General features: G+C 61.9%; 24 protein-coding genes. 12 read left to right on the forward strand and 12 right to left on the reverse strand.

Translation table 11 applies throughout. The annotated features are described in order from the left end of the window. Positions 1-16: 16 nt before the first annotated feature. From HDG34_RS34705 to HDG34_RS34720, 4 genes are all read right to left on the reverse strand, one after another. A complete protein-coding gene (locus tag HDG34_RS34705; RefSeq protein WP_184067411.1) occupies positions 17-2,473 on the reverse strand; it encodes a penicillin acylase family protein in 2,457 nt (818 codons plus the stop codon). A gap of 799 nt (positions 2,474-3,272) precedes the next feature. Beyond that, positions 3,273-3,725: a DUF2778 domain-containing protein gene (locus HDG34_RS34710; RefSeq protein ID WP_260321432.1), complete on the reverse strand. Its 453-nt coding sequence runs from the start codon at positions 3,723-3,725 to the stop codon at positions 3,273-3,275. A 162-nt stretch (positions 3,726-3,887) separates the two neighbouring features. Beyond that, positions 3,888-4,163, reverse strand: a complete 276-nt coding sequence (locus HDG34_RS34715) for a hypothetical protein (RefSeq protein ID WP_090809143.1) — start codon at positions 4,161-4,163, stop codon at positions 3,888-3,890. After that, on the reverse strand, positions 4,160-4,597 hold the full coding sequence (locus HDG34_RS34720; RefSeq protein ID WP_260321433.1) for a DUF2778 domain-containing protein: 438 nt from the start codon (positions 4,595-4,597) through the stop codon (positions 4,160-4,162). The genes HDG34_RS34715 and HDG34_RS34720 overlap by 4 nt, the downstream gene beginning before the upstream one ends. Before the next feature lie 357 nt (positions 4,598-4,954). Between HDG34_RS34720 and coxB the strand changes: the two genes are divergently transcribed. From coxB to HDG34_RS34745, 5 genes are read left to right on the forward strand one after another with little or no spacing between them, the layout of a single operon-like run. Beyond that, entirely contained in the window at positions 4,955-6,016 is a 1,062-nt protein-coding gene (gene coxB, locus HDG34_RS34725; protein WP_409259698.1) for a cytochrome c oxidase subunit II, read from the forward strand. Positions 6,017-6,044: 28 nt separating this feature from the next. Beyond that, positions 6,045-8,042, forward strand: coding sequence for a cytochrome c oxidase subunit I (gene ctaD, locus HDG34_RS34730; protein ID WP_184067421.1), 1,998 nt, complete (start codon positions 6,045-6,047; stop codon positions 8,040-8,042). 1 nt (position 8,043) lies between these two features. After that, positions 8,044-8,685, forward strand: a complete 642-nt coding sequence (locus HDG34_RS34735) for a cytochrome c oxidase subunit 3 (protein WP_090810416.1) — start codon at positions 8,044-8,046, stop codon at positions 8,683-8,685. Continuing rightward, positions 8,682-9,098 carry a hypothetical protein gene (locus HDG34_RS34740; protein ID WP_184067424.1) on the forward strand — a complete coding sequence of 139 codons (417 nt, stop codon included), beginning with the start codon at positions 8,682-8,684 and terminating at the stop codon, positions 9,096-9,098. The genes HDG34_RS34735 and HDG34_RS34740 overlap by 4 nt, the downstream gene beginning before the upstream one ends. After that, a complete protein-coding gene (locus HDG34_RS34745) occupies positions 9,098-10,426 on the forward strand; it encodes a cytochrome c (RefSeq protein WP_184067427.1) in 1,329 nt (442 codons plus the stop codon). Before HDG34_RS34740 ends, HDG34_RS34745 begins: the two co-directional genes overlap by 1 nt. A gap of 16 nt (positions 10,427-10,442) precedes the next feature. Here the strand turns inward: HDG34_RS34745 and HDG34_RS34750 are convergent, their stop codons facing one another. Together HDG34_RS34750 and HDG34_RS34755 are read right to left on the reverse strand one after the other, a co-directional pair. Continuing rightward, positions 10,443-10,847, reverse strand: coding sequence for a Fis family transcriptional regulator (locus HDG34_RS34750; protein WP_184067430.1), 405 nt, complete (start codon positions 10,845-10,847; stop codon positions 10,443-10,445). 173 nt (positions 10,848-11,020) lie between these two features. After that, on the reverse strand, positions 11,021-11,761 hold the full coding sequence (locus HDG34_RS34755) for a 3-ketoacyl-ACP reductase (protein ID WP_184067433.1): 741 nt from the start codon (positions 11,759-11,761) through the stop codon (positions 11,021-11,023). 378 nt (positions 11,762-12,139) lie between these two features. On the opposite strand from HDG34_RS34755, the gene HDG34_RS34760 reads away from it, so the two are divergent. Together HDG34_RS34760 and HDG34_RS34765 are read left to right on the forward strand one after the other, a co-directional pair. After that, positions 12,140-13,840, forward strand: a complete 1,701-nt coding sequence (locus tag HDG34_RS34760; protein WP_184067435.1) for a Na/Pi cotransporter family protein — start codon at positions 12,140-12,142, stop codon at positions 13,838-13,840. 329 nt (positions 13,841-14,169) lie between these two features. Continuing rightward, positions 14,170-14,442, forward strand: coding sequence for a hypothetical protein (locus HDG34_RS34765; protein ID WP_084754487.1), 273 nt, complete (start codon positions 14,170-14,172; stop codon positions 14,440-14,442). A 278-nt stretch (positions 14,443-14,720) separates the two neighbouring features. On the opposite strand, the gene HDG34_RS34770 is transcribed toward HDG34_RS34765, so the two are convergent. From HDG34_RS34770 to HDG34_RS34785, 4 genes are all read right to left on the reverse strand, one after another. Further along, the gene (locus tag HDG34_RS34770) at positions 14,721-15,122 is read right to left on the reverse strand and encodes a DUF3597 domain-containing protein (protein WP_090809158.1); all 402 of its coding nucleotides are present in this window, start codon (positions 15,120-15,122) and stop codon (positions 14,721-14,723) included. Between the two features lie 216 nt (positions 15,123-15,338). Continuing rightward, positions 15,339-15,953, reverse strand: a complete 615-nt coding sequence (locus HDG34_RS34775; RefSeq protein ID WP_184067438.1) for a hypothetical protein — start codon at positions 15,951-15,953, stop codon at positions 15,339-15,341. 48 nt (positions 15,954-16,001) lie between these two features. Beyond that, complete coding sequence (locus HDG34_RS34780; RefSeq protein WP_184067441.1) at positions 16,002-16,796, reverse strand: molybdopterin-dependent oxidoreductase; 795 nt, start codon at positions 16,794-16,796, stop codon at positions 16,002-16,004. A gap of 3 nt (positions 16,797-16,799) precedes the next feature. Next, complete coding sequence (locus HDG34_RS34785; RefSeq protein WP_184067445.1) at positions 16,800-17,381, reverse strand: cytochrome b/b6 domain-containing protein; 582 nt, start codon at positions 17,379-17,381, stop codon at positions 16,800-16,802. A 220-nt stretch (positions 17,382-17,601) separates the two neighbouring features. Between HDG34_RS34785 and HDG34_RS39655 the strand changes: the two genes are divergently transcribed. The 5 genes from HDG34_RS39655 to HDG34_RS34805 all read left to right on the forward strand — a co-directional run bounded on the left by HDG34_RS39655 (position 17,602) and on the right by HDG34_RS34805 (position 22,137). After that, the gene (locus HDG34_RS39655; RefSeq protein ID WP_260321434.1) at positions 17,602-17,730 is read left to right on the forward strand and encodes a hypothetical protein; all 129 of its coding nucleotides are present in this window, start codon (positions 17,602-17,604) and stop codon (positions 17,728-17,730) included. A 543-nt stretch (positions 17,731-18,273) separates the two neighbouring features. Continuing rightward, positions 18,274-19,632, forward strand: coding sequence for an aromatic acid/H+ symport family MFS transporter (locus HDG34_RS34790; RefSeq protein WP_184067448.1), 1,359 nt, complete (start codon positions 18,274-18,276; stop codon positions 19,630-19,632). A 71-nt stretch (positions 19,633-19,703) separates the two neighbouring features. Beyond that, positions 19,704-20,729, forward strand: coding sequence for an amidohydrolase family protein (locus tag HDG34_RS34795; RefSeq protein ID WP_184067450.1), 1,026 nt, complete (start codon positions 19,704-19,706; stop codon positions 20,727-20,729). A gap of 2 nt (positions 20,730-20,731) precedes the next feature. Next, complete coding sequence (gene ligK / locus HDG34_RS34800; RefSeq protein WP_184067453.1) at positions 20,732-21,415, forward strand: 4-carboxy-4-hydroxy-2-oxoadipate aldolase/oxaloacetate decarboxylase; 684 nt, start codon at positions 20,732-20,734, stop codon at positions 21,413-21,415. Positions 21,416-21,429: 14 nt separating this feature from the next. Next, on the forward strand, positions 21,430-22,137 hold the full coding sequence (locus HDG34_RS34805) for a substrate-binding domain-containing protein (RefSeq protein ID WP_221309352.1): 708 nt from the start codon (positions 21,430-21,432) through the stop codon (positions 22,135-22,137). Between the two features lie 152 nt (positions 22,138-22,289). Here HDG34_RS34805 and HDG34_RS34810 read toward each other — a convergent pair whose 3' ends face one another. Together HDG34_RS34810 and HDG34_RS34815 are read right to left on the reverse strand one after the other, a co-directional pair. Beyond that, positions 22,290-23,306, reverse strand: a complete 1,017-nt coding sequence (locus HDG34_RS34810; RefSeq protein ID WP_184067459.1) for an ATP-grasp fold amidoligase family protein — start codon at positions 23,304-23,306, stop codon at positions 22,290-22,292. Between the two features lie 58 nt (positions 23,307-23,364). Further along, on the reverse strand, positions 23,365-24,297 hold the full coding sequence (locus HDG34_RS34815) for a GlxA family transcriptional regulator (RefSeq protein WP_184067461.1): 933 nt from the start codon (positions 24,295-24,297) through the stop codon (positions 23,365-23,367). Positions 24,298-25,067: the final 770 nt, after the last annotated feature.

The following is a 25,067-nucleotide window of genomic DNA, read 5'->3' on the forward strand; positions in this document are numbered from 1 at the left end:
CCGTCGTACCGCTTATTTATTGCGCTTTTCCCTCAGAATCCGACGAACTTACCGTGCGCACACTCAACGCCGGATCGTGCGCAATCGCTTCTTCGGAGAACGGAATAAATGTCCAGCGTTGGGCCGCGTAATCGCGCGTCCCGTCGGCATAGTGCGGCGACGCCGGGTCATCCGATTCTGACGGTGCGAGCAGCGTGCGCGCGATCACCTGAGCGCCGGCGAACGACACTATCTGCAGATAGGTGTCGCCCATTGGTTTGACGTTCATCGAATAGCCGCTCGCATCGAAGGGATGCGCGGCACACGCCGAGGTGAAATAGCCGCCCGCGTCGCAACCCCCGAATAGCGCAATGCGCTCGTCGTTGCGTTGCACGTAGAGCGCCGCGCTGCGCGGTGCATCGATCGCGATGCCGGCGCGTTGCAGTGCCGCGAGCGCGTCATGCAGCGCGGCGGCGAGCTGCGCCGGATCGGCGGCGATGCCCGCGGGTGTGGTCAACGGCTTCGCGGGATCGAACGGTACCGCGTATAGCTGCGCGGGCGGTATCGTCAGCAGACGTCGCCACAGTTCGTCCCACAAGGTTGCCCCCACTGCGTCGGCCGCGGCCGTATCGTCCCATGCGGCGAGAACCCTGCACGCCGCGCGCTGCGGGTCGGCGTTCGGGTCGGCCGGCAGGGCCGCGAGCGTGTCGCTGCCGCACAGACGGTCGAGCACGGGTTGCTTGAACAGCAACGCCGACATCGAGCGGCTGTCGAGCGCAGCGTGGCCGAGCGCATCGGCGCAAACGCCATGCGGATCGCTCTGCAATTGCGCCGCGATCGTATGGCCCAGTCGCGTGCGCAGCGTCTGCGGCGTCGCGGTCGCACCGATGATCTTCGCATAGCCGGTCATCGGTTCGGCCGCGTTGCTGAGCCAGTAACTGTCGTTGAAATTGCCGACATAGTCGCGCCGAAGCAGCGACGGCATCTGCGCGACCGGCAACGCATGATGCTGTACCGCGCTGGGCTCGTCGCGCCAGTCGCAGTCGCTGCGCGAACCGTCGAGGACCGGCACGCCGGGCATGATCCGCGCCAGTGCCCGGCCGACCGGCGGCGTGCAACGCTGCGTGAGTTCGTCGGGCACGTCCGGGGTCGCGCCGATATCCGCGTACCAGACGCGCGGATCGTCACGGCCGATCGCAAGCGTGTTGACCCATGGCGCCGCCGCGTTCTTCTTCTGGATGGCGATGAAATCGTCGAGCGAGGCCGCCTGATTCCATGCGCGGAAGTTTTCGAACACGCGGAAGTTGTCGGTATTGATATCGCGCAGCGCGAACGCCTGCTGCGCATTCCACGCGAGCGCGGGCGAGATCGTGCCGAGATTGACCAGCGCTCCGAAGCGCGAACGATACAGCGTGCGCGACACGGTATGCAGTGAACCGTCGGCGGCGCGTACCTCGACGTTCACGCGCGTCGGCGTCATCGCTTCGCTCTTGCCGTCGACCTGATACCGGGTTGGCGCGCCAGGTTCGAGCGTCAGCTTGAAGAGGCCGAAGCGCTTCGCGGTGGAGACGGTATGGGTCCAGGCGACGTTGTCGTTGAAGCCGATCATGATCAGCGGTACACCGAGAAACGACACGCCGCTGACGTTCAGCTTGCCAGGAATAGTGAGTTGAGCCTGGTAGAAGCGATCGGGGCCGGTCCAGAACCAGTGCGGATTGCCGAGCAGCAGCGCGCTGCCGGTGTGCGTCGCGTCCGCGCCGAACGCGAGAGCGTTGCTGCCGATGCCCGCATGGCCGCCGAATTCGGCGAGCGGTGGGTCGACGGGGGCGTCGTCGTGCAACGCGCTTTGCGGCGGCACCGGCATCGGCTGGGGCGGTTGCGCGGTCGCGATCGCGTTGATGAAGCGCGCCTCGCCACCGGCCAGATTCGCCGCGATCTGACGCCGGTACAAGTCCGCGTTGCTGATCTTGCCGAGCCACGGCGCGGCGCGGCAGGCCGCATGCGCGCCCGGGAAATCCCCGTGCGCGAGATCGGCGACGTAGCGGTTATAGCCGGCGACGAAGCCGTCGATCAACGCGCGCATGTCGTCGGTCTGGCTCTTGCGGTAACGCGCGACGGTCGCATCGTCGACGATGAAACGGAAGAAGAAATCCGAATTGAGATTGTCGGGCTGGCCGAACGTCGCGCCGAGCGTGGGCCGCGCGTCGGCGCCGAAGAAGCGCGAGCGTTCGCCGCGATAGGTGACGAAGCTTTCGGCCATCGTGCACAGATTGTCTTGCGCCTGCGCGTAGCCGTATCCGTAGCCGAGGCTGCCCCAGTTGTCGGCATTGATGTGCGGAATGCCGAGCGCGGTGCGGCGGATGTCGGCGCGATACGGGCCGGTGTGCGCGACGTTGTCCGCATCGGGGCTCGCGCAGCTTGGCAGAGCGGCGGCGACGGGCAGGGCGATCAGCAGGGCGGCGAGGCGGCGGAGCAGAGAGACGTTCGAACGCATGGCCTTTTGTGGTTGGGCGAACGTTGAGCGGTGACGGGCGTGTCGCGCGGCGTCAAGGAAGATTGTGAATGGACGCCCCGTTTGGGCGTGCTCTGATATCAGATGACGGGAAATACATCGCCCGGTATGCATATCTGCCTCGCGACCGGATCGCCTTGAGGCTCTACCGCGCTACTACAACAGAATTGCTCGCCGAGCGAGTATATCGATATCCCGGACGAATCCGGCTGTTCTGGACAGAGGACTCTCTGACATACGACACATCGGCGGAAGGCGACGACGGAGAAATTGAGCTACCGCCGTCATGGTGGGACCGTGCCAAGGCAAAACTGCCTTGAAGAATGTTCTCAGTCGACGAGTGCAAGAAGCCTTGCCGAAAGCGCTGGGCGCCGTCAATGGCATGACACGGTTTTCAAGGCTGGGCGACCGGACGTGCGAGCGGAGCTAGCCGCGCGAAACCCGCTGGGCGGCGGGCTTCAGGCGCAGGTTTTGGTGCTGAGACAGCGATTATTTCCACCGGGAGAGGGCTAGTCGTCAAGCTTTCGCTGACCACGCTTCCTGCTCCGCCGGAAAACCAGCACAGCTGCGGCGAACCCTAGCGCGATTGCAGCCGACGATATGAGGAAGGCCAAGTCGGATTCTTGATACGCCGTCTTGACCCCATACATACGAACCGCCCATTTCCATATCGGGTTCGAAAAGTTCAAGGGCGTATCCGGATGCCAAATCCACCAGACTGCATTAGCAGAGATTGCGAGCACGAAAGCTATGCCGACAGCTAGACAGAGCAGGATTGTTTTCATGCCACCGTCACTACGCCGTACGCTTTAAGTTCAGACCCGGGTACTGATACTTTCGGTGTATCGGTGAGTATCGAGCGGATACGCTGCCAATCACTTTGCAGGTCGATCGTTATGCACCCCTCGCTCCTACCGAATCTCCCCTTTGGATGCAAACGAAACTGGCCGCGAACGATGTTATTGCATAGGAGTTTGTCGTTATCAATATCCCCGTCGATCGCATGGAGCGCAAACCATTCGCACTTGTTATTGCCGTTCAGGTTGAGCGCATCTTTCCACGGACCGAGCTTCCCGCCCGATCTTCGATCAAAAAGATAGTATCTGCCGACCGGTATGGCGCCGAAGACCGGCGTGCACGTTAGGGCCACCTTATTGATATAACCTTGCTGCCCAGAGTAAGCAGAAAACGATAGTGCGCCAATCCGAAATTCGCTCATCGGTTTATTATTCATTTTGAATGAGCATTGAAGCATCAGTCCTCCATATCGACTGGAAAGAGTGAAATAAGAAATAGTTCAGTGATGCCGTACGGCCATTTTAAAGGCGATTTATTTTGAGAAAACCACTATTAAAAAATTTCCGCGCCAACAGCGACTATTTCCACCGTGAGATGGTTAGTCGTCAAGCTTTCGCTGACCACGCTTCCTGCTCCGCCGGAAAACCAGCACAGCTGCGGCGAACCCTAGCACGATTGCGGCCGACGACATGAGGAAGGCCAAGTCGGATTCTTGATATGCCGTCTTGACCCCATACAGACGAACCGCCAATTTCCATATCGGGTTCGAAAAGTTCAAGGGCGCTTCGGGATTCATCATCCACCACAGCGCATTGGCAAAGATTGCGAGCAGTAAGCCGAAACCGACCGCGAGGCAGATTAGGAGCTTTCTCATCTCACCATCACTTCACCGTACGCTTTAAGTTCCGAACCGGGAACTGAAACTTTCGGCGTATCGGTTAGTATTGAACGGATATGACGCCAGTCCGCGAGTTGATCGATAGTTATGCAGCCCTCGCTTTTCCCCAATCTTCCCTTTGGATGCAATCGGAATCGGCCGCGAATGATTCCGTCGCATAAGAGTTTGTCGTCGTCAATATCACCGTCGATAGCGTGGAGCGCGAACCATTCGCTCTTGTTATTGCCATTCAGGTTAAGCTGATCTTTCCATGGCCCAAGAATGCCTCCGGACCTTCGGTCAAAAATATAATACCTGCCGACGGGAATAGCGCCATACTTCGGCGTGCACATTCCAACAGCCTTATTGATATAATTCTCCTGCCCCGAGTATGCGGGAAAGGATAGAGCGCCAATGTGAAATTCGCTCATTGGCTTATTATTCAGTTTGAGTGAGCATTGAAGCATCAGTCCTCCATATCGACTGACAAGTGTGATATAGGAAAAATAGTTCAGTTATGCCGCGCGGCCATTTTAAAGGCAATTTATTTTGAGAAGGCCATTATTGAAAAAATTTCTGCAGCAACCATTCCTGCCTACGCAGCAGCTCGTCTACGCGTTCGCATAACCGAGCGAATGCACCCTTCTGCTGACCTATACGAGTCAGCGCCAACCTCACGCCCGCACTCTCGGCAGACGCGGCCTGATTTTTGCTGATGTGCTCGGACGTCGCCTCGTTCGCAGGCGACGGCGCGTGTCGAAAGGTCATCACTGTCAGCGGGGTTCTCAGTGGCAGCAGCGGAAGCATCCAGAACGTCAGGCCGGCGCGTCACGCGCGGCAGCGTCACATTGTTACCGGCGCTGGCTATCGGTTTCGCCAACTCCGCACACGCGAACACGGTGGCGCCGCTGAACTACTTCCTGCATGCGGCTGGCCCGGCGGCTCGTCCGACGCTGTACCTCGGCTGGGTTTTCACCGCGATCGTGACGCTGGTCACGCTGATCGTCGCTGGCCTGTTGATCGGCGCGATGGTCCGCAAGCGTCCCGCGGCGCAACCGGATGCGCTGAGCGCCGAGCCCGGCGGCATCCGCTGGGTGTTCATCGGCACCGCGGTGTCGTCGGTCGTGCTGTTGGCGATGCTGGTCTATGCATTGATCACGCTCGAATCGGTGGCGTCGCCCGCGTCGGATCCGCAATTGACGATCACCGTGACCGCTTACGACTGGTGGTGGAAAGCCGATTACCGCGACGATCCGAACCCCGCCCGCAACTTCAGCACGGCGAACGAGATTCATATTCCGGTCGGTGAGCCGGTGAAGATCGAACTCAAAAGCGCGGACGTCGTGCACGCATTCTGGGTGCCGCAACTCGCAGGCAAGACGCAGACGATTCCAGGCCAAACCAACGAGCAGTGGCTGCAGGCGGACCGTCCCGGTATTTATCGTGGGCAGTGCTCGCAGTTCTGCGGCGCGCAGCACGCGCATATGGCGTTCGAAGTGATCGCGCAGGACGCCGCGGCGTTCAACGCGTGGCGCGACGCGCAGGGACGCGCGGCCACCGTGCCCGCGGGCGACGCGGCCGTCGCGGCCGGCCAGCATCTGTTCGAGGAGCGCTGCGCCGGTTGCCACACGATTCGCGGCACCAAGGCGACTGGCGTGCAGGCGCCCGATCTGACCCATCTCGGTTCGCGTCGCACGATCGCGGCGGGCGCGCTCAGCAACACGCCCGACCATCTGCTCGACTGGATCGAGCACGCCCAGCGGATCAAACCCGATGCATTGATGCCCAGTATCGCGCTGACCACCAGCGAGGCCGCCGCGTTGTCGGCGTATCTCGCGGCGCTGCATTGAAGCGCATCGCACCCGAGGAGCCCGTTCAATGTCTGATCATCCCGCTTCCGCTTCGCTACCCGCGCTGACCCGCACGCCGCGGCGCGGCCGTGTCGAGCCCGGCAGCGAGCAGGAAAAGCGGCTGCGCGAAATCTGGGAGTCGCGGCCCGGCTGGCGCGGCTGGTTCTCGACGGTCGATCACAAGACCATCGGCTTGCGCTACCTGGTGACCGCGTTCATCTTTCTGCTGATGGGCGGCGTCGAAGCGCTGATCATGCGCGTTCAACTGGCGCGTCCCAACGCAACGGTGCTGACGCCCGAACAGTACAACCAGCTGTTCACGATGCACGGACTGACGATGATCTTTCTGTACGCGCTGCCCGTTCTGTCCGGCTTCTCGAACTATCTATGGCCGCTCGTGCTCGGCGCGCGCGACATGGCCTTTCCGCGCCTGAACGCGCTGTCGTATTGGGTGTTCCTGTTCGCCGGCATCTTCCTGTATGCGAGTTTTCCGACGGGACAGGCCCCCGACGCCGGCTGGTTCAACTACGTGCCGCTGTCCGGCCTCGAGTACAGCAACGGCCCGAATATCGACGTGTACGCGCTCGGGATGGTGCTGCTCGGCATTTCGACGACGGTCGGCGCGATGAACTTCGTCGTCACGCTGCTGAGGATGCGCGCGCCGGGCATGTCGCTCGATCGCGTGCCGGTGCTCGTGTGGGGCACGCTGACCGCGTCGGCCGGCAATCTGTTGGCGGTGCCGTCGGTGAGTCTCGCGTTTCTGATGCTGTGGATGGACCGCCGCATCGGCACGCATTTCTTCGACGTGCTCAATAGCGGGCGGCCGCTGCTCTGGCAGCACCTGTTCTGGATTTTCGCGCACCCGTGGGTCTACGTGGTCGTGTTGCCGGCCATGGGCATCGTGTCGGATGCGTTGCCGGTCTTTTGCCGCCGGCCGCTGGTCGGTTATGGGCCGGTCGCGTTGGCGACGGTCGCGACGATGGTGGTCGGCTTTGCCGTGTGGATTCACCATATGTTCGCGACCGGTATCCCCGCGCTCGCGCTGTCGTTCTTCGGCTCGGCCAGCATGGTCATCGCGGTGCCGAGCGCGGTCGCGACGTTCGCCTGGGTCGCGACGATCTGGACCGGTCGCCCCGTGTATCGCGTGCCGTTCCTGTTTTTCGCGGGCTTCGTGCTGCTGTTCGTGATCGGCGGCGTCTCCGGCGTGATGACGGCCGCGGTGCCGTTCGACTGGCAACTCACCGACACGTACTTCGTCGTCGCGCATCTGCACTACGTGCTGCTTGGCATCAACGTATTTCCGGTGATCGGCGGCATCTACTTCTGGTTTCCAAAATTCACCGGCAGGATGACGAACGAGCGTCTCGGCAAGCTCGCGTTCTGGGTGCTCTTCATCGGCTTCAACGTCGCGTTCTTTCCGATGCATATCGCGGGACTGCTCGGCATGCCGCGCCGCATGTACACGTATCCCGCCGACATGGGCTGGAACACGGTGAATCTCGTCACGTCGCTCGGTTCGTTCCTGTTTGCGGCCGGCGTGCTGCTGTTTCTGATCGATATCGCGGTGAGCCTGAGGCGCGGAAAGGTCGCCGGCAACAATCCGTGGGACGCGCCGACGCTCGAATGGTCGATCAGCTCGCCGCCGCCGCCGTACAACTTCGCGGTGGTGCCGACGCTCGCGAGCCGGCATCCGTTGTGGGAAGGCCGGATCGAAGAGCCGGGCGACGCGGTTCAAACACGCTCGCAACTCGACGAAGGCTATCTGCTCGCGCAAGGTCGCGAAGCGTTGGGCACGACCGCGCTCGAGGCGAGTCCCGACGTGATCCTGAAGATGCCCGAAGATTCGTACGCGCCGTTCTGGCTCGCGGTCTTTGCCGCGCTACTGTTCGCGGGGCTCGCGTTGACCGCCTGGGTGTTCGTGGGGGCGATGCTGGCCGGCTGCGCGGTCTCGATCATCACGTGGCTGTGGCCCGAGCGCGCGCTGATCCAGCGCGAGCCGGTCGCGGTCGAGGATGCCGGAGGCTGACATGAGCGATGCACTGGATCTCAATCGCTCGTCGAGCGAACCGGACGAGACCGCGCGTGCGTTGCCGGTTGGCAGCGCGGGCGAGCGATCGAGCGGCTGGTGGGGCTGCTTCACGCTGATCACGACCGAAGGCGCGCTGTTCGGCTATCTGATCTTCTCGTATCTGTATCTGGCCTCGCAAAGCCAGCAGCATTGGCCGCCGGAAGGATTGCCGAAGCTCGGGCTCGGCAGCGCCAATACGGTCATTCTGCTATCGAGCAGCGTGTTCGTCTGGTTCTGCGAGCGCTGCGTGCGTCGGCGGCGATTGCGGCTCGGTGTCGCGTCGATGGCGGTGGGCATCGTGCTGGGCTGCATCTTCCTGGGCATTCAGTTGCGCGAATGGCACAACCACCCCTATGGGCTGACCTCGCATCTCTATGGTTCGCTGTACTTCACGATTACCGGCTTTCACATGGCGCACGTACTGGTCGGGATCGTCGTGCTGACGCTGCTGGCGATCTGGACCGCGCTCGGCTATTTCGACGACAAACGCTGCGCGGCGCTGTCGGTCGGTGGGCTGTATTGGCACTTCGTCGATGTCGTCTGGCTGTTCATTTTCAGCACGCTGTATCTGACGCCGTATCTGTTCCGGGAGTGGTCATGACGACAGCGCCCAGAGACTCGCACATCTCGATGCCCTACGTGCTGATCGGTCTGCTCGCGGCGCCGTTCGCGTGGCTGTTGCAGATGATGCTCGCGGAAGCGCTCGCGGCGCAGGCCTGCTATCCGCACAACCATCCGCTCGGCGCGCCGCTCGTGTCGTGGATGCGTCCGGCGCTCGTCGCGCTCGGCACCGTGTGTCTGATCGCGGGCGCGTTCGGCACGTGGGTTGCGTGGCGCAATTTGCGCCGCGTCGCGCCACTGAAGTTCGGTGCGCTGAACGGCGAGCGCCGCACGCGTGCCGAACTCGACTGGTTTCTGACGCACGTCGCGGTGATGTGCAGCACGCTGTTTCTGTTCGCATTGATCGCAACGGATGCCGCGGTCGCGATCGTGTCGCCGTGCAGGTGGTGGTGATGAAGCGCGACGTTCTCAACGCGCTCAGGTTCGCCATCGCGGCCGCATGCCCGCTGACGCTAGCAGCGACCGCAAACGCCGCCAGCGCCTCCACCGACGCCGCGCAGGTCGCGCGCGGCGCATATCTCGCCAAAGCCGCCGATTGCGCCGGTTGCCACACCGCCGCGCCGCGCGTCCCGCATCCGGGGGCGGCGCCTGAGGCCACACCGCCGTTTGCCGGCGGCCTCGGCATGGGTTCGCCGTTCGGCACGATCTATACGTCGAACATCACGCCGGATCCGCAATACGGCATCGGCCGCTATAGCTATGACGACTTTGCACGCGCGTTGCGCGAGGGCATCGCGCCCGGGAACAAGCGGCTTTATCCGGCGATGCCGTACCCGTCGTTCGCGAAGATCACCGATGACGACATGCATGCCCTCTACGCATACTTCATGCACGGCGTGCAACCGGTCGCGGCGCCTGCCCCGCAAACGCGCTTGCCGTTTCCATTCAATCAGCGCTGGGTATTGATGTTCTGGGACTGGGCATTCGCGCCGAAAGGCCAGTTCAAAGCCGATGCGAAACGCGATGCGCAATGGAATCGCGGCGCGTATCTGGTGCAATCGCTCGGCCATTGTGGCGCCTGCCACACGCCGCGCGGACCGGCGTACGAAGAGCGCGGCTATGACGAGTCGGCATCGGCCTATCTGACGGGAGGCACCAACGATCACTGGTTCGCGCCGAACCTGAGCGCCGACCCGGGCTCGGGGCTCGGCCGCAGTTCCGCGACCGACATCGTCGAGTTCCTTCGAAACGGCCACGGCGGCGGACTCATCCCGTTCGGCAGCATGGTTCAGGTCGTCGAAGACAGCACGCAGTACCTGAACGACGACGATCTCGCGGCGATCGCCGCGTATTTGAAGAGCCTGCCGCCGCGCGCGCCAAGCGGCTATTTCAACGCCCGCTCCGCCGCCGCACAGCAAACCGTACGGGCGCTGAAAACCGGGGATGTGGAAAGACCCGGCGCGGGCATTTACGCATCGTATTGCGCGCGCTGTCATCAGATGGATGGGGCGGGGGTGCCGAACAAGTATCCGCGCCTCGCGGGCAACCCCGCGGTGTTGTCGGCGTCGAGCGCGTCATTGGTGCGCTTGCTGGTCGAAGGCGGGGGCAGTCCGCATACCGTGTCGGGACCGGAGCCGCGCAAGATGCCGTCTTTCGCCGGCAAGCTGACGGACACCGAAATGGCGCGCGTGCTCACGTTTGTTCGGACCACATGGGGAAATGCGGCCGGACCGGTCACGCGAAACGATGTGTCGAGCGTGCGCGGCGCATTGCGCAAGTGAATGCCAACGCGCCTCGTCATGCGGTGTTCTCGTTACCGTCGCAGTGGCCATTGGCGGCGCTGAACAGCGTCTTCAGCTTCGCATTGACCGCGATCAACTCCCGTACTGGCGCCGCCGCGAGTTGCTGATCGAAGAGCGTGAGAACCTGACCGAGTAGCGCGTAGGCGTCGTGATCGACCACGCAGAGGCCCGTTTCGAGTCCCGCCTGCCGGCAGCGCAGAATCGCTCCCTCCGCGTCGCGAAACAGCTCGGGTACGGCCGAACCATAGCCGCGCTGATTCAGCAGCATCGCCATGTAAATGGCCTGCGCCATGCTGCCGACGTGATATTGATTGGCGACGCCGCTGCGTAATGCCTCGAGCGTCATGTGATAGTCGAGCGAAATTTCGCCTGCTTTGGCAGGTACGATCGGGCGCAGCATAGCCTTCGGGTGCGTGCGCGGCGACTTCGCGGGTGCAGCGCGAGTAGGGCTCGCTTTTCTGGTCATAAGCTCACTGAGGCGGCCGGCTCGCGCCGGCCGCTACACCATCACGGAACCTGACAACGTCCATAACGGAAAACGGCTGCGCCGCGCGCGACGCGGCGCCGTTCCCGTTAGCCCATATGCAGACCGCCGTTCAGCGAGAAATCCGCCCCGGTCGCAAAGCCCGCTTGATCCGACGCGATCCACGCGACGATCGACGCAATCTCTTCCGGCGTGCCGAGACGCCGTACCGGAATTGTCGCGACGATTTTTTCCAGTACTTCCGGACGGATGGCCTTGACCATGTCGGTGCCGATGTAGCCCGGCGACACGGTGTTGACCGTCACGCCCTTGGTCGCCACTTCCTGCGCGAGTGACATCGTAAAGCCATGAATGCCGGCCTTGGCCGTGGAGTAGTTGGTTTGCCCGAACTGGCCTTTCTGGCCGTTGACCGACGAGATGTTGATGATGCGCCCAAAGCCTCGGCCGACCATGCCCTCGATGACCTGTTTGGTCACGTTGAACAGGCTCGTGAGATTGGTGTCGATCACCGCTTCCCAGTCTTCGAACGTCATCTTGCGGAACATGCCGTCGCGCGTGATGCCCGCGTTGTTGACGAGCACGTCGACTTCACCAACTTCTGTCCTGACCTTCTCGAACGCTTTCGCGGTGGACTCCCAATCCGCGACGTTGCCTTCCGATGCGACGAAGTTATAGCCGAGCGCTTTCTGATCTTCCAGCCATCGGGCTTTGCGCGCCGAGTTCGGGCCGCAGCCCGCGATGACGGTGTAGTTCTCTTTGTGCAAGCGCTGGCAAATGGCGGTTCCGATACCGCCCATGCCGCCGGTTACGTATGCAACACGGTTTGCCATAAGTCCTCCTTCTTGTTTGGGGTGAATTGAGCAAGTTTGATTGGAGGATGGACCTATTATTGGCAGCGGCCAACGGCTGGGACGATGGGCATTTTCACCTACGGGTTAACTGCCAAATCAGGGGTGGAATCGTTGCTTGACGTGGCAATGAATTACGTCGATTGCGGGTTGCATGCTTTGCGGACTCCGGGGTCGCTCCGAGACTGCCGGCCGCCCTCCCGTCCTTGCCTGCGCGCCGTCTTCCTCTTACCCTTAGCGTTAGCCTTAAGTAGCTGCCCCGGACACCGTGCGGCAGGCCGCCTGCACGGTCGTCGATGCGGGGCGCGAAGCCGTCCCTCGCTCCCGTTCTATTCGTGTGATCATCAGAGGCACATCAGGATGGCTGATTATCTTGCTGACATCGATCCCGACAGGTTGAACTTCCTTGGGATCTTCGGGCTGTTGATTGGCGGCCTCGCGCTGTTTCTCCTCGGTCTGGAGTTCTTGACCGGCGGCCTGAAGGCGATCGCGGGATCGAAACTGCAGTCGCTGATCGGCGTGCTGACCGCAAGCCGGTTTCGCGGCGTGGTGGCGGGCGCCGTCGTGACCGCGCTGCTGAATTCGTCGACCATCACGACGGTGCTGATGGTCGGTTTCGTGTCCGCCGGCCTGATGACGTTGACCCAGGCGGTGCCGATGATCATGGGCGCGAACATCGGCTCGACCATCACCGCGCAGATCATCGCCTTCGACGTTTCGCGTCTGACGCCGTACATGCTGTCGATCGGCTTCGTGCTGCACGCGTTTGCCCCGCGCGAGCTGCTGCGGCAGCTCGGCCGCGTCGTAATGGGGCTAGGACTGCTGTTCATGGGCATCCAGCTGATGGGCGAGTCCACGCATCCGCTGCGCACCTATCAGCCGTTCATCGACGCGATGCAGGACATGCGCAATCCGCTCGTCGGCGTCATCGTGGGGGCGGTCTTCACCGCGGTTGTGCAAAGCTCGGCGGCGACGCTCGCGGTCGTGATTGCGTTGAGCGGCCAGGGCTTGATGCCGCTCGAAGCCGCCATCACGCTGATTCTCGGCGCGAATGTCGGCACCTGCGGCACGGCACTGCTCGCCTCGATCGGCAAGCCACCGGAAGCGTTGCAGGTCGGCGTCGTGCATCTGATCTTCAATGTGCTCGGCGTCGTGATTGCGCTCTTCCTGATTCCGCAGATGGCGGAGGTCGTGCGCTGGATATCGCCGTCGCATCCGGAACTGCAAGGGCTTGCACGCCTCGCGGCCGAGGCGCCGCGTCAGGTAGCCAATGTGCATACGCTGTTCAGCGTGGCGAACACGCTGCTGCTGATCTGGTTTGCCGGTCCGATCGCGCGGCTCGCGCAACTGGTCGTGCCGAAGCGCGCGAAGGCCGCCAAACCCGCGGGTGATCCGCAGTATCTCGACGAGACGTCGCTGGCGGTGCCGGCACTTGCACTGCAACGCGTGCGTATCGAGCTGACCCGGCTCGGCGCGCAGGTGCTCGACGTTGTGCAACGCGGCTCGCAGATGGTGTCGACCGGCACGATGGAAGAGATCAATCAGATGCTCGATCAGGACAAGGAAAGCGACCGGCTGGCCTTCGAGATTCTTCAATATATCGGCCGCCTGTCGCAGCGGCAGCACTCGGAGGAAGAAGGTCAGCAGGTGGTCGGCTATACGCAGGTCACGAGTCATCTGGAGAGCATCAGCGGCATTGTCGGCATGACGCTGATGACGGTCGGACAACAACGAATGACGCAGCAGATCGATCTGCTGCGTCTGCGCGATGCGGCGACCACGCAGTTTTCCGAGGCGGTGATCCGCAATCTCGAGCAGGCGATCCGCACGATCGAGACGCGCGATCCGGAAGAGGTCGCGAAGGTCGTCGACGCGAAGGCCGGCATCGACAAGCTCGCCGCGACCGCGCGTCAGGTCGTGCTCGCGAAGCTTCAGCTGGCGGACAAGGCGGACGTGGTCACGTTCCGGACCGCCATGGATCTGATCGAGCAGGGCCGGCAGATCGCGCAGTTCGCGCGGGCCATTGCGAAAAATGTGGCAGCGCTTCAAGAGCTGCAATAGCGCGCGACGCATGATTGGAGATCGATATATTCGCGCAAAGTGATCGCCAGCACACGGACGTTGGGGTTGCACGAGCTCTAAACTTGTGGCGTGTCATCCTCGTGACACGCTTTCAAAGAGAGTGGGATTGCCCGCCTTTGCTGTGCGGGTTTTTTTCGCCTCGCGCGTGTTGTGGTATCAGTAGTCAAGGCGCGGCGGTGAAGTCGATCGTGCGACGACCCGCGGTAGCTCGCACAATAAGCAACGCCTGAAGCGATTTAACACACGCCGCATCCATAATTTGATAGCCTTTGTCGCAGCAGAGCATTGAACTCAAGGAGGGCTTCACCATGATAAGGTGGCTTGCTAACTGGGCTTCACAACATGCTCCTACTCCCGAGAAACAGGCCGAACGCGCGCTGAACAACTTGCGCATGGAACTGTTTCAGGCCGAACAGCTCGTGCTCGACGCACAGCTGCGTGCCGATTACTATCGGGCTCGCCTGACCTTCCTCGAAGAAGTCACGCGAAAGGGAATCGAACAGGTATCGGACGAACGCAAGGCTCCTCTGGAGTCTCCCCAGCCGTTGCGGCCGGGACTCAAGCTCACCGCGGCGCAATAGCCGCGTCTATTCCATCGCAATGTGTTCCGTCACCCGCGTTTCGATACGTGGGCTGATGGCAATCGTGCTGTCGCGGGCGTGTGCAATGCACGCTCTCGATAGTCGATTGTGCGAGCATTGATTGCCGAGCGGAGAAGTGTCCGGTTGCCCGGTTTCGTGCTTCGACCGGGCAACCTGGACTGAGTGTTTGATTTTTACTGCGTGATTTTTACTGCGTGATTTTTACTGCGCGACTTCCACTGCGCTTCGCTTACTGCGAAACGCCTGCTTCGTCCTGCTTAACTTGCCAGATCGGGCGGCAGCTTGCCGCCGTTTGCCGCGAGCGCCTGCATCACCTGCTTGTGCAGCCAGATGTTCATGCTCGCGGAGTCGTTCATGTCCCCGCTGTACTTCAATTCCTGGGCAAGTTGCTTGCGGTGTTCGAGACTGCTGTCGACGCCGAGTGCCTTCATCGTGTCGACAATCGACGTACGCCAGTTCAACGTCTGTCCGCTTTCGCTGACGAGTTGATCCATCACGGCGGCCACGTCGACGTCGGTCAGCGGCGCGGGCGCGGCGGGAGCGCTGGGCGTCGCGGCTTGCGCGGCGGCCGGGTCGGGGGTGGGTTCTGTCGCGGGGGGAGGTTGGTCCGGCTTCGCTTTGCCGAACAGCTTGTGCACGATGTCACCAAAAATACTCATTTCCGAAATCTCCGCGGTTGAATAACGAATGCGAGTGGGGGCGCTCGCAGGACATACCCCCACTATGCTACGCGATCTACCACGGTGAAAAACGTAATATTTTGTCAACCCGTCGACTGCTCGTATTGGTCCGCGCGCAATGATCCTGACACGACTCAGCCCGCGTCACGTCAACATGACGCTGTGCGTGGCGCTATCCGAGGCCCAGGCCTGCCTTCACATCGGCGGCACCACGCCGTCCTTTTCGACCACGACGCGTTGCGCAACGTAAGTCCCCTGCGACGCGGGCGTAGCGACAATGAACACCTTCTTGCCCGGCGTAAGGTCGCTGCGCTCCGCGGGCGTGAACGTGACGATGGGCACGTTGGGCGGCACCGTCACCACATTGCTGCCGCCCTTGTACGACAGCTTCAGATCTCGGCCGCCCGTGCTCTGCACGACGGTGTCGACGTTCGCGTTCGTCATCGAGCTTTTCGGGCCCAGGTCCCACGCGTAATGTCCTTCACCCGTGCCGCGCGCGGACTCGGGGAACACGACCACTTCCGTTGCTGTCAGCTTGCCGTCGGCGCCCGTGGTTGCAGCCGTGCCGATAAATGTACCCGGCTTGATATCCGATAGCTGCATCGTCTTGACAGCCGAAACGCTCGCTGCCGGCTTCACATCGATCGACACAGTATCGCCGCTGCGTCGATGGACCTTGAGCGTGTCACCGTCGTGCGACACGATTTCGCCCCGGATGCGCGCGGGGTTCGTGGCCGGCGCCTGCGCGAAAGCAGCGCTCACGAGCGCTGCGCTCATCAAGGCTGCGCCCGATTTGATGAGGAATGACATAGGGACTCCCAACTGGATGGTTGAGGGAAGGAGAAAAACATCATTGCGTCACGAGCCGCTGAACCAGTTGTAGCCCTGGTTCTCCCAATAGCCGCCCGGATACTGGTTCGTGATTTCGATAGCGACGACATGCTTGGGATTCTTGAAGCCGAGCTTGGTCGGCACACGCAGCCTCGTCGGGAAACCATACTTCGGCGGCAGCACGTCACCGTCGTAAGTCAGCGTGAGCAGCGTCTGCGGGTGGAGCGCCGTCGGCATGTCGATGCTCGTCCAGTAGTTGTAGTCCGCGCAATGAAGCGACACGTACGTTGCACTCGTGTCCGCGCCCGCGCGGCGCAGGAATTCGGAAAAGCGCACGCCGCCCCAGCGACCGATCGCGCTCCATCCTTCGACACAGATAAGACGCGTGATCTGGCTTTCCTGCGGCAGCGCGCGCAGTTCGTCGAGCGTCCACGTACGCTTGCCGTGCGCGAGGCCGCTGACCTGCAGACGGTAGGTCGCGGCATCGATCTCGGGCACCTCGTCGACGCCATAGAACGCATTGAACGGAAACGGCCGTGTGATCATCGATGCCGGATACGTGGGCGCCAGCTTGTTCGGATCGAACAGCAGTGCCTGCACGTCGTCGTTGAAGAACGAGATGCGGCGCAGCGCGGTATTCACCGCCTTGTCGTCGGTCAGATCGCAACCGGACAGCAGCGCGATGCCGCCTAACGTCAGCAGCCGCCGGCCGAACAGCCGGCGCGCAGGCGATTTGAGTTCGCGCTGAGCATCGCGAATGATCGATTCGCCATGCGTCGCGAGGAAGGTGCCTTGTTGCGCGGTTCGTTTTCGGATCGTCATGATTTACCGTCCGCGTAGCATCAACAGCAGCGAGCGGGGCACGAGCGCAACCATCGCGACGTGAATGACGAAAAACGCCACCAGGATGCTCATACACATGAAGTGCACCACGCGCGCGTTGTCATATCCGCCCATCAGCGTGCGCAGCAGCGGGAACTGCACCGACTTCCAAATGGCGAGCCCCGACAACACGATCAGCAGGATGTCGGCGATCACGACGAGATAGGCGAGCTTTTGCACCGAGTTGTAGTGCGCGAGGTCGTCGTGTTTCAGGCGCCCGCTCAGCGCAGCGAGCAGATCGGCGACCAACTGTTTCGGCCGGACAGGCAGCAGCTTGCGTCGAAAGCGTCCGGTCGCCAGATTCAGCGCCAGATAGACGATGAAATTCGCGACCAGCAGCCACATCACTGCGAAATGCCATTGCAGCGCTCCGGCGAGCCAGCCGCCAAGCGTGATCGAAGGTGGAAACTCAATTGCGGGAAAGATCGGCGACGCGTCGTAGATCTGCCAGCCGCTCATTACCATCAGCACGACCGCGACAGCATTGATCCAGTGCGTAATTCGCACCCATCCGGGTTGAACCATGTTGTGCCTCAAGGCCACTCCATGCTCGTTGACAATCATTCCGGTGCCGCGGGAGCCGTCAACGGGATGCCGTCGGCCGCCGGTATGGGGCCGCAGGCAGGATCGGGCGACGAGGTACGCTGCGAGCGTCAGACTGGCATTGCGCCCGAAGCGGTAACGCGATCGATCGACGGTTATTCCGTCGTGTCTGAAATCTTTTCGTTCTTGCTATCGACTTTCAATGACGACGCACATCGCGCAGGAAGGCCGTCCCGCCGCATGGGAAACGCAGCATACGACATTCCTGACTACGGGCAGACGCTGGCTCGAAGGTTGCAGCGCGGAAGGTTCGGTGGTCGCAGCACCCTGAGCCGGGTAGCGCACAACGGTAATTGAGTACCAGCCGGTCTCGCGAGGCCGGCTCAGCCCGAAGCGGCATGACCGTAGCACGGTCATGCCGCTTTTTTCTTTTTGTGCCCTTTTTGTGTGGGGCAAATCCGCTACCAGCGCGGCGCATCCATGTTGATCGGAAAAGCGGGGCGTCTCAGTGCCGTTCTATGCGAGTTCATTCCCGCTTCATCTGTTCTGTTTATCAGGGTGTGCACCAGCAGGCGTTCGAAAAGCCCGCTTCGAAGGGCCGTGACTCTGGTTTGAACGCTTGTCCAGTGGGGCTTTGCGCGAATCGGACGGGCTTCGCCGATGCTATGCGGAACGCTGAGAATGCGGATACTCGCATCGACCCAATGGTTAACCCGCGCTTTGGCCCGCGAAGGACGAAACGTACCTTCATGCCAGTTATTTGAGTAAGCCGAGTGGGAGCCCATCGCCACGATGGTTACGGAGTCGACGTACTTTGCGAAGCTACCCGCTTCGAGCGCGCGATGAGACCAATGAAGGGGACAGGAGAGTTTTGATGACCAGTACTACCAGCGGTAACAGGATTGATATCAAGAAGTTCATCGACGAACGGTCGATTTCGCCCTACCAGTGGCTATTGGTCGTGCTGTGTTTTCTGATCGTGACCGCCGACGGCATGGACGTCGCGATCATGGGTTTCGTCGCGCCTTCCATCATTCATGACTGGGCGATTTCGCGCCCCGAATTCGGACTCGTGATGAGCGCGGCGCCGATCGGTCTCGTGATTGGCGCATTGTTCGCGGGTCCGGCATCGGACCGCATCGGCCGCAAGTGGGTGCTGATTACGTCGGTGTTTCTGTTCGGCGTGTTCACGATCGCGACTGCGTTCGCGCAATCGCCGTTTTCGATGGCAGCATTGCGTCTGCTCAGCGGTGTCGGTCTCGGCGCCGCGATGCCGAACTCGACGACGCTGCTGTCCGAGTACGCACCGCAACGCAAGCGCGCGCTGCTGATCACCGTGATGTTCACGGGCTTCAATCTCGGCTCGGCATTGATCGGCTTCGCGGCCGGCTGGCTGATTCCGGTTCACGGCTGGCGCGCGGTGCTGATTTTCGGCGGCGCACTGCCGCTCGTGCTGATCCCGTTCCAGATCTGGCTGCTGCCCGAGTCGGCCCGTCTGCTCGCGGTGCGCGGCGCGCCCGCGCAGCGTATCGGCAAGGTGCTTGGTCGTGTGTGCGGCGTGCACTTCGCGGGCAATGAAGTGTTCGTGTCGAACGAGCCGCCGCTGCCCACGCGCAAGCCGATCGGCGTGCTGTTCTCGCAAGGCTATGGCTCGATGACGATCGCGCTGTGGGTCACGTATTTCATGGGCCTGCTCGTGATCTATCTGCTGACCGGCTGGCTGCCGACGCTGATGAAAGATGCGGGTCTGTCGGTCACGACCGCGGCCAACGTCACGGCGATGTTCCAGATCGGCGGTACGATCGGCGCGATCCTCGTCGGCTGGCTCATGGACAAGGCGCGTCCGGCGCCGGTCATCAGCGCCGCGTATATCGGCGGCGCACTGTGCGTGCTCGGGCTCGGCTACATCGGCGCGCTGTCTTCGTCGCTTGCATTGCTGGTGTTTGCCGCGGGCTTTTGCATGAGCGGCGCGCAAACCGGTCTGAACGCATTTGCACCCGGCCGCTACCCGACCGTTGCGCGTGCGACTGGTGTGAGCTGGATGCTCGGCATGGGCCGCTTCGGCAGTATCTTCGGCTCGGCGATCGGCGGCGCGCTGCTCGGCTTCGGCTGGCAGTTCGGCGCGATCCTGGCGATGCTCGCGATCCCCGCCACACTCGCCGCTATCGCGATCCTGGTGAGCCAGCGTGTGGGCGGCGCCGAAACGGTGGCGCAGCCGAATATCGCGCATTGAGGCGTGAGGCAACGCGGCGCGCGCGCGTTTCGCGGGCGCCGCTGGATAAATTCATCTACTGAGGAATCACGGTGATCATCGACATTCACGGACACTACACCACCGCGCCGAAAGCGTTGGAGACGTGGCGCAACCACCAGATCGCAGGCATCAAGAGTCCTTCCGGGATGCCGCAGGGGTCGGAATTGCAGATCAGCGACGACGAGCTGCGCGAGTCGATCGAAAACAACCAGTTGAAACTGATGCGCGAGCGCGGCCTCGATCTGACGATCTTCAGTCCGCGCGCGAGCTTCATGGCGCACCACATCGGCGACTTCGAAATCTCGAGCACGTGGGCCGCGATCTGCAACGAACTGTGCTATCGCGTGAGCCGGCTGTTTCCCGAGAACTTTGTGCCGGCCGCGATGCTGCCGCAAAGTCCGGGTGTCGATCCGGCCACCTGTATTCCTGAACTCGTCAAATGCGTCGAGCAGTACGGCAATGTCGCGATCAACCTGAATCCCGATCCGTCGGGCGGCCACTGGACCAGCCCGCCGTTGTCGGACCGTTCCTGGTATTCGATCTACGAGAAGATGGTCGAGTACGACATTCCCGCGATGATTCACGTGAGCACGAGCTGCAACGCGTGCTTCCACACCACCGGGTCGCACTACCTGAATGCGGATACCACCGCGTTCATGCAATGCCTGACCTCGGACCTGTTTCGCGATTTCCCGACGCTGCGTTTCGTGATTCCGCACGGCGGCGGTGCGGTGCCGTATCACTGGGGTCGTTTCCGCGGCCTCGCGCAGGAACTGAAAAAGCCCTTGCTGAAAGACCATCTGCTGAACAACGTGTTCTTCGACACCTGTGTCTATCATCAGCCGGGTATCGACCTGCTCACGCGCGTGATTCCCGTGGACAACATCCTGTTCGCGAGTGAAATGATCGGCGCGGTGCGCGGCGTCGATCCGGAAACCGGTCACTATTTCGACGACACGAAGCGCTACGTTGAAGCCGCGGATATGAATCCGGAGCAGCGCTACAAGATCTACGAAGGTAACGCGCGGCGCGTCTATCCGCGTCTCGACGCGTTGCTGAAAACGAAGGGGCTGTGATCATGTATGAAATCGGAGTCGTCTATCGCAACATCCAGCGCGCGGATGCGGAGGTGGCAGCGAAACTCGGCGCGCTCGGTTCGGCCACCGTGCATGAAGCGATGGGCCGCACGGGCCTGCTCCAACCGTATATGCGCCCGATCTATACCGGCGCGCGCGCGAGCGGCACGGCCGTCACGGTGCTGCTGCAACCGGGCGATAACTGGATGCTGCACGTCGCGGCCGAACAGATCCGGCCGGGCGACGTCGTCGTCGCCGGCGTCACCGCACAGAGCACCGACGGTTACTTCGGCGATCTGCTGGCCACGAGCTTCAAGGCGCGCGGCGCGCATGCGTTGATCATCGACGCCGGCGTGCGCGACGTCAGCGTGCTGAGCGAAATGAACTTCCCGGTCTGGAGCAAGGCGATTTCCGCGAAAGGCACGGTCAAGGCGACGCTCGGCTCGGTGAACATTCCGGTCGTGTGCGCGGGTGCGTTGGTCACACCGGGCGACGTCGTCGTTGCCGATGAGGACGGCGTGGTCGTGGTGCCGGCGGCCGCCGCGCAAGCCGTGCTCGACAAGGCTGCGGCGCGCGAGGCCAATGAAGCCGGGAAGCGCGCGAAACTCGCCTCTGGGGTGCTCGGTCTCGACATGTACAACATGCGCGGGCCGCTCGAGCAGGCCGGACTGCGTTACAAGGACTGACAGGCGTGGTCGCAATGATCAACGATCAAGCCGCGCGCGCGCCGATCACCGGCATTTCGTCGATGGCCACGCGCCAGGTGCTGGCCGAACTCGCCGCGTTCTACGAGCGGCGCGCGGGGCAGGGCGTCGCGATCGAATCGGTCGGCGGCGTCGATGCGGCGCGCCGGGTCGAGGATGGCGAAGTCTTCGACATCGTCGTGCTTGCCGCCGACGCGATCGAGCGGCTCGTGGTGACGGGTTGTGTCGAGGCGGCGAGCCGCGTCGGACTCGCGCGCTCGGGCATCGCGGTCGCGGTCGCGGCCGGAGAAACGCACCCGGACATCGCGTCCGAAGCAGCGCTGCGCGACGCGATTCTCGGTGCGCGCAGTATCGGTTACTCGACGGGGCCGAGCGGCACGCATCTGCTGAAGCTGTTCGAACGCTGGGGCATTGCCGGGCAGATCGCTTCGCGTATCGTGAAGGCGCCGCCGGGTGTGCCGGTCGGCACGCTCGTCGCGCGCGGAGAAGTCGCGCTCGGCTTTCAGCAGATGAGCGAATTGATTCACGTGGCGGGCATCGACGTGCTCGGCGAGCTTCCGGCCGCCGCCCAGTCCACCACGACTTTCACCGCCGCGATCTGCACCGTGGCGCGCCAGCGTGAAGCAGCCCAGGCGCTGCTGGTGTTTCTGGCCTCGCGCGAGGCCGACGGCGCAAAGCTGCAAAACGGCATGTCGCCGGCTTGATGGCGGGCGGCACTCGCCGCCCAGGCTTGTGTCCTTGCCTTTTCCGCCTCCAGCTCTTTGCGCGAGCGCATGCTCGGCTTCGAAACGCTGCAAGCGCTGACCGGCACGCCCGCTCGGATGGAGGACGCAAAACGCTACGAATGAAAGCGGATTCAAGCCAGCAGCTTGCCCCACTCGTAATCGATACTGTCCGGCGTGAAGGGCAGCACGCCCGCGCCGGGCGTAAATGTAAGTTCGCCGAAATAAACGAGGTCGTCCGGCGCATACAGGTCGACGCGCACATAGTCGAAGTCTTCGCACAGACGGGCCGCGACATCGAGCACGGCCTGTAGATGCGGCGGGCGCGGAGCGGGCAACGCGCTGCGCTTGTAGTCGCCGATTGCGATATCGAGGTGATTCCAGTCGGCGTCGTACACGTCACCGTGCGTCGCGTCGCCGAATCGATCCGAGATCACGAGGATATAGATGATCGGCCCGCCAGGACGGCCGCCAAAGCAGTGCATTTTGAAATCCGCCGGAATCTGGCCGCGCCGATCGAGCAGCAACTGCTCGAAGAAAACGCGCGGCTCGATCGTCCGATAGTGCCGCTCGCGCCCGACGTAATAGAATTCGGTGCGCAACCATTGGTCGGCGAGCTTCTTCAGCTTCTCGAACGAGGTCTCTGATTTGTTTCTCACCACTTCGACGTAGCTGCTGCCGTGATTGGCTTTCATTACGAAAGCATCCGGCAGTGCGTCGAACACTTCGAGCGTGAATGCATCGGGCGCTGCGATCAGCGGTATCAAATGCTTGTCGCCGATTTTCCGGGCAATATATTCCCGCACCAGAAGCTTGTCGGTCAGGTCGATATAGCGCGGATCAGGATGAAGATTGCGCTGCAGGATCTTCTCATTGAACGTCACCGGACGAATCAGGTTCGGATAGCGGCCAATGCATTTGTGATGTAACAGGCTTAGGAAAAGGGCGTCCGGCAATAGCGTTTTCGCCGCTTCCTTGATTTTTCTCGCGGTAGATGGCGATTGCCCGTGCGCCGAATGCGCACCGGTGTGCAAGCCCGGCTGCCGGCAGGGCGCGGCCAGAGCACTGTCACCGGAGTGTAGGGAGGCCATGTTTTTCGGCGCGACGGCCGCATCCTGCGCGGCCAGTTCGGCGGATTTGATGATCGTCATGTTCTAATCCCTTTGCGGTCGAGTCGACGAGTCGTCCTCGGAGTAACGGGAATTGAAATCAAAGCGTCAGCGGCGCTTGCCGCAACATCTCGGTCGCGGCACTCCAGCTTTCCTCCGGCGTCAGCCAGCGTTCGTCCGCATCCACATGCTGTTGCGCGCGGAATTGCGTCGGCGACATACCATAGCGCTCCTTGAATAGCCGCCCAAGCCGATTACCGTCGCCCATTCCGCAGCGGCGCGCAATCTTGTCGACCGGCAGATCGGTGTTCTTCAGCATCGAGCGAACGATCTCGAAGCGTGTGCGCAGCAGATACTCGAGCGGCGTCATGCCGAACTCGCATTTGAAGCGGCGCTGGAAATTGCGCTTGCTCATCGCCACCGATTCGGCCGCCTGCGCAACCGAAATTGCCTTGCTGTAGTTTTCCTTGATCCAGCGCGCCGATTCGCGAATCTTCTCCGTCGTCGTCGTGATGTTGACGTCGTCGAACTCGGAGCGGCTTTTCTCGGCGTAGCCGGTTTGCAGGATGCGGCCGATCTTGCGGGCAGTGTCGGTATTGATGTCGCGTTCGATCTGCGCGAGCGCGAGATCGGTCGGCGTCACATTGCTTTGCGTGCGCGCGGCGTCACCGCTGTCGTCGAACAGAAAAATCGGCACGATCGATTGCAGCGGATCGTTGCAGACGACCGCGAGATTCGCACCCTGTTGCATGCCGAAAGATGCAATCGATCCTTGCAGCGAGATCCACGACAGAAAGCGGTCGTTGGATTCCGCGACTTCGGTGACGTCGCGGCAGGCCACGAAGAGCGCGTGGAAATCAGCGAGGCAGTAGCGTTCGAGGCCTTGCGTCCAGATCGATATGCCGGACGAACTGGTCACCAGACCGCCGCCGTCGGATACCACGGTAAACCGGTATGGCGCCTCTTCGCCAGCCGTTCTCTTGAACTCATTGGCAAGCCGGAACGCGTCGCCGATCGCGCCGGTACTTGCCATCGAACAATCCTGAAAGACGAATAGACCAATGTGCTTCATCACGCGAGCTTCTCCAGTCAGGAAAATCTACGCATTGAGATTAGCGCATCGATTTGGGCGAGACGAGCTTGGCCGGCATGCGTGGGTGTTTTGGCGTAATCGTCAGGATTCAAGAAATTCTTACCTCGCTATTCGCAGAAATGCGTGCTACTAATTAACGTTGCACGGAATTTTTTTCCAGATCAATTAGCGCGATTCTTGCAAGCGCAGTGCTGGGGCATCGGCGGAATGCGCCGAGTGGCTTGGATTCGGCGCGATTCGCGGGATAACAAGGGCATTCTTGGCACTTGAGCCGTGCAATTGGCGTTCTGTCGCGATGTACGATGCCTGTCGTATTACTCTGTTACAGCAATTGCAGATCGCAACAAGCCTTTCCGGCTTCTGTTTCATTTGTAAAAGGCTCCGCATTATCGGCCAATAGCACCCTACTTTGGGCCGCCGGCGAATGCCTCGATCCTTTGCGGACTATGCTTCAGCGCAACATCGAGAGAGAAATTGTCAATCGCGGATTACGTGAATGGCGGGCTTCGCATTTGCTGATTCGTGAGAAGAACAATCGGCAATACCGCGGTGGATAAGCAATAGCTGTGTAGCCTTCCGTGGTTCGAGAGGTCCCGAACACGGCTCCCCGACCTAACCCGACACAGCACGTCGCTTCGCCGTGCTGCCAGCCAATCGAGGGTCTATCCGGCCGGCGGCATAAATAGCGACGTGGCGACGCAAAGCGATTG

The sequence above is a fragment of the Paraburkholderia sp. HC6.4b genome, assembly GCF_014200875.1.
GTDB classification, from domain to species: domain Bacteria; phylum Pseudomonadota; class Gammaproteobacteria; order Burkholderiales; family Burkholderiaceae; genus Paraburkholderia; species Paraburkholderia tuberum.

Bases quoted from the DNA above. Each gene is read 5' to 3' on its own strand.
- HDG34_RS34785 (WP_184067445.1), bottom strand. From the start codon at position 17,381: ATGGTTCAACCCGGATGGGTGCGAATTACGCACTGGATCAATGCTGTC.
- HDG34_RS34775 (WP_184067438.1), bottom strand. From the start codon at position 15,953: ATGTCATTCCTCATCAAATCGGGCGCAGCCTTGATGAGCGCAGCGCTC.
- HDG34_RS34750 (WP_184067430.1), bottom strand. From the start codon at position 10,847: ATGCTGCGCCCGATCGTACCTGCCAAAGCAGGCGAAATTTCGCTCGAC.
- ligK (WP_184067453.1), top strand. From the start codon at position 20,732: ATGTATGAAATCGGAGTCGTCTATCGCAACATCCAGCGCGCGGATGCG.
- HDG34_RS34765 (WP_084754487.1), top strand. From the start codon at position 14,170: ATGATAAGGTGGCTTGCTAACTGGGCTTCACAACATGCTCCTACTCCC.
- HDG34_RS39655 (WP_260321434.1), top strand. From the start codon at position 17,602: ATGACGACGCACATCGCGCAGGAAGGCCGTCCCGCCGCATGGGAAACG.
- HDG34_RS34735 (WP_090810416.1), top strand. From the start codon at position 8,044: ATGAGCGATGCACTGGATCTCAATCGCTCGTCGAGCGAACCGGACGAG.
- HDG34_RS34810 (WP_184067459.1), bottom strand. From the start codon at position 23,306: ATGACGATCATCAAATCCGCCGAACTGGCCGCGCAGGATGCGGCCGTC.
- HDG34_RS34715 (WP_090809143.1), bottom strand. From the start codon at position 4,163: ATGAGAAAGCTCCTAATCTGCCTCGCGGTCGGTTTCGGCTTACTGCTC.
- HDG34_RS34780 (WP_184067441.1), bottom strand. From the start codon at position 16,796: ATGACGATCCGAAAACGAACCGCGCAACAAGGCACCTTCCTCGCGACG.
- HDG34_RS34720 (WP_260321433.1), bottom strand. From the start codon at position 4,597: ATGAGCGAATTTCACATTGGCGCTCTATCCTTTCCCGCATACTCGGGG.
- ctaD (WP_184067421.1), top strand. From the start codon at position 6,045: ATGTCTGATCATCCCGCTTCCGCTTCGCTACCCGCGCTGACCCGCACG.
- HDG34_RS34815 (WP_184067461.1), bottom strand. From the start codon at position 24,297: ATGGCAAGTACCGGCGCGATCGGCGACGCGTTCCGGCTTGCCAATGAG.
- HDG34_RS34805 (WP_221309352.1), top strand. From the start codon at position 21,430: ATGATCAACGATCAAGCCGCGCGCGCGCCGATCACCGGCATTTCGTCG.
- HDG34_RS34760 (WP_184067435.1), top strand. From the start codon at position 12,140: ATGGCTGATTATCTTGCTGACATCGATCCCGACAGGTTGAACTTCCTT.
- HDG34_RS34705 (WP_184067411.1), bottom strand. From the start codon at position 2,473: ATGCGTTCGAACGTCTCTCTGCTCCGCCGCCTCGCCGCCCTGCTGATC.
- HDG34_RS34710 (WP_260321432.1), bottom strand. From the start codon at position 3,725: ATGAATAATAAACCGATGAGCGAATTTCGGATTGGCGCACTATCGTTT.
- HDG34_RS34790 (WP_184067448.1), top strand. From the start codon at position 18,274: ATGACCAGTACTACCAGCGGTAACAGGATTGATATCAAGAAGTTCATC.
- HDG34_RS34770 (WP_090809158.1), bottom strand. From the start codon at position 15,122: ATGAGTATTTTTGGTGACATCGTGCACAAGCTGTTCGGCAAAGCGAAG.
- HDG34_RS34740 (WP_184067424.1), top strand. From the start codon at position 8,682: ATGACGACAGCGCCCAGAGACTCGCACATCTCGATGCCCTACGTGCTG.
- HDG34_RS34745 (WP_184067427.1), top strand. From the start codon at position 9,098: ATGAAGCGCGACGTTCTCAACGCGCTCAGGTTCGCCATCGCGGCCGCA.
- HDG34_RS34755 (WP_184067433.1), bottom strand. From the start codon at position 11,761: ATGGCAAACCGTGTTGCATACGTAACCGGCGGCATGGGCGGTATCGGA.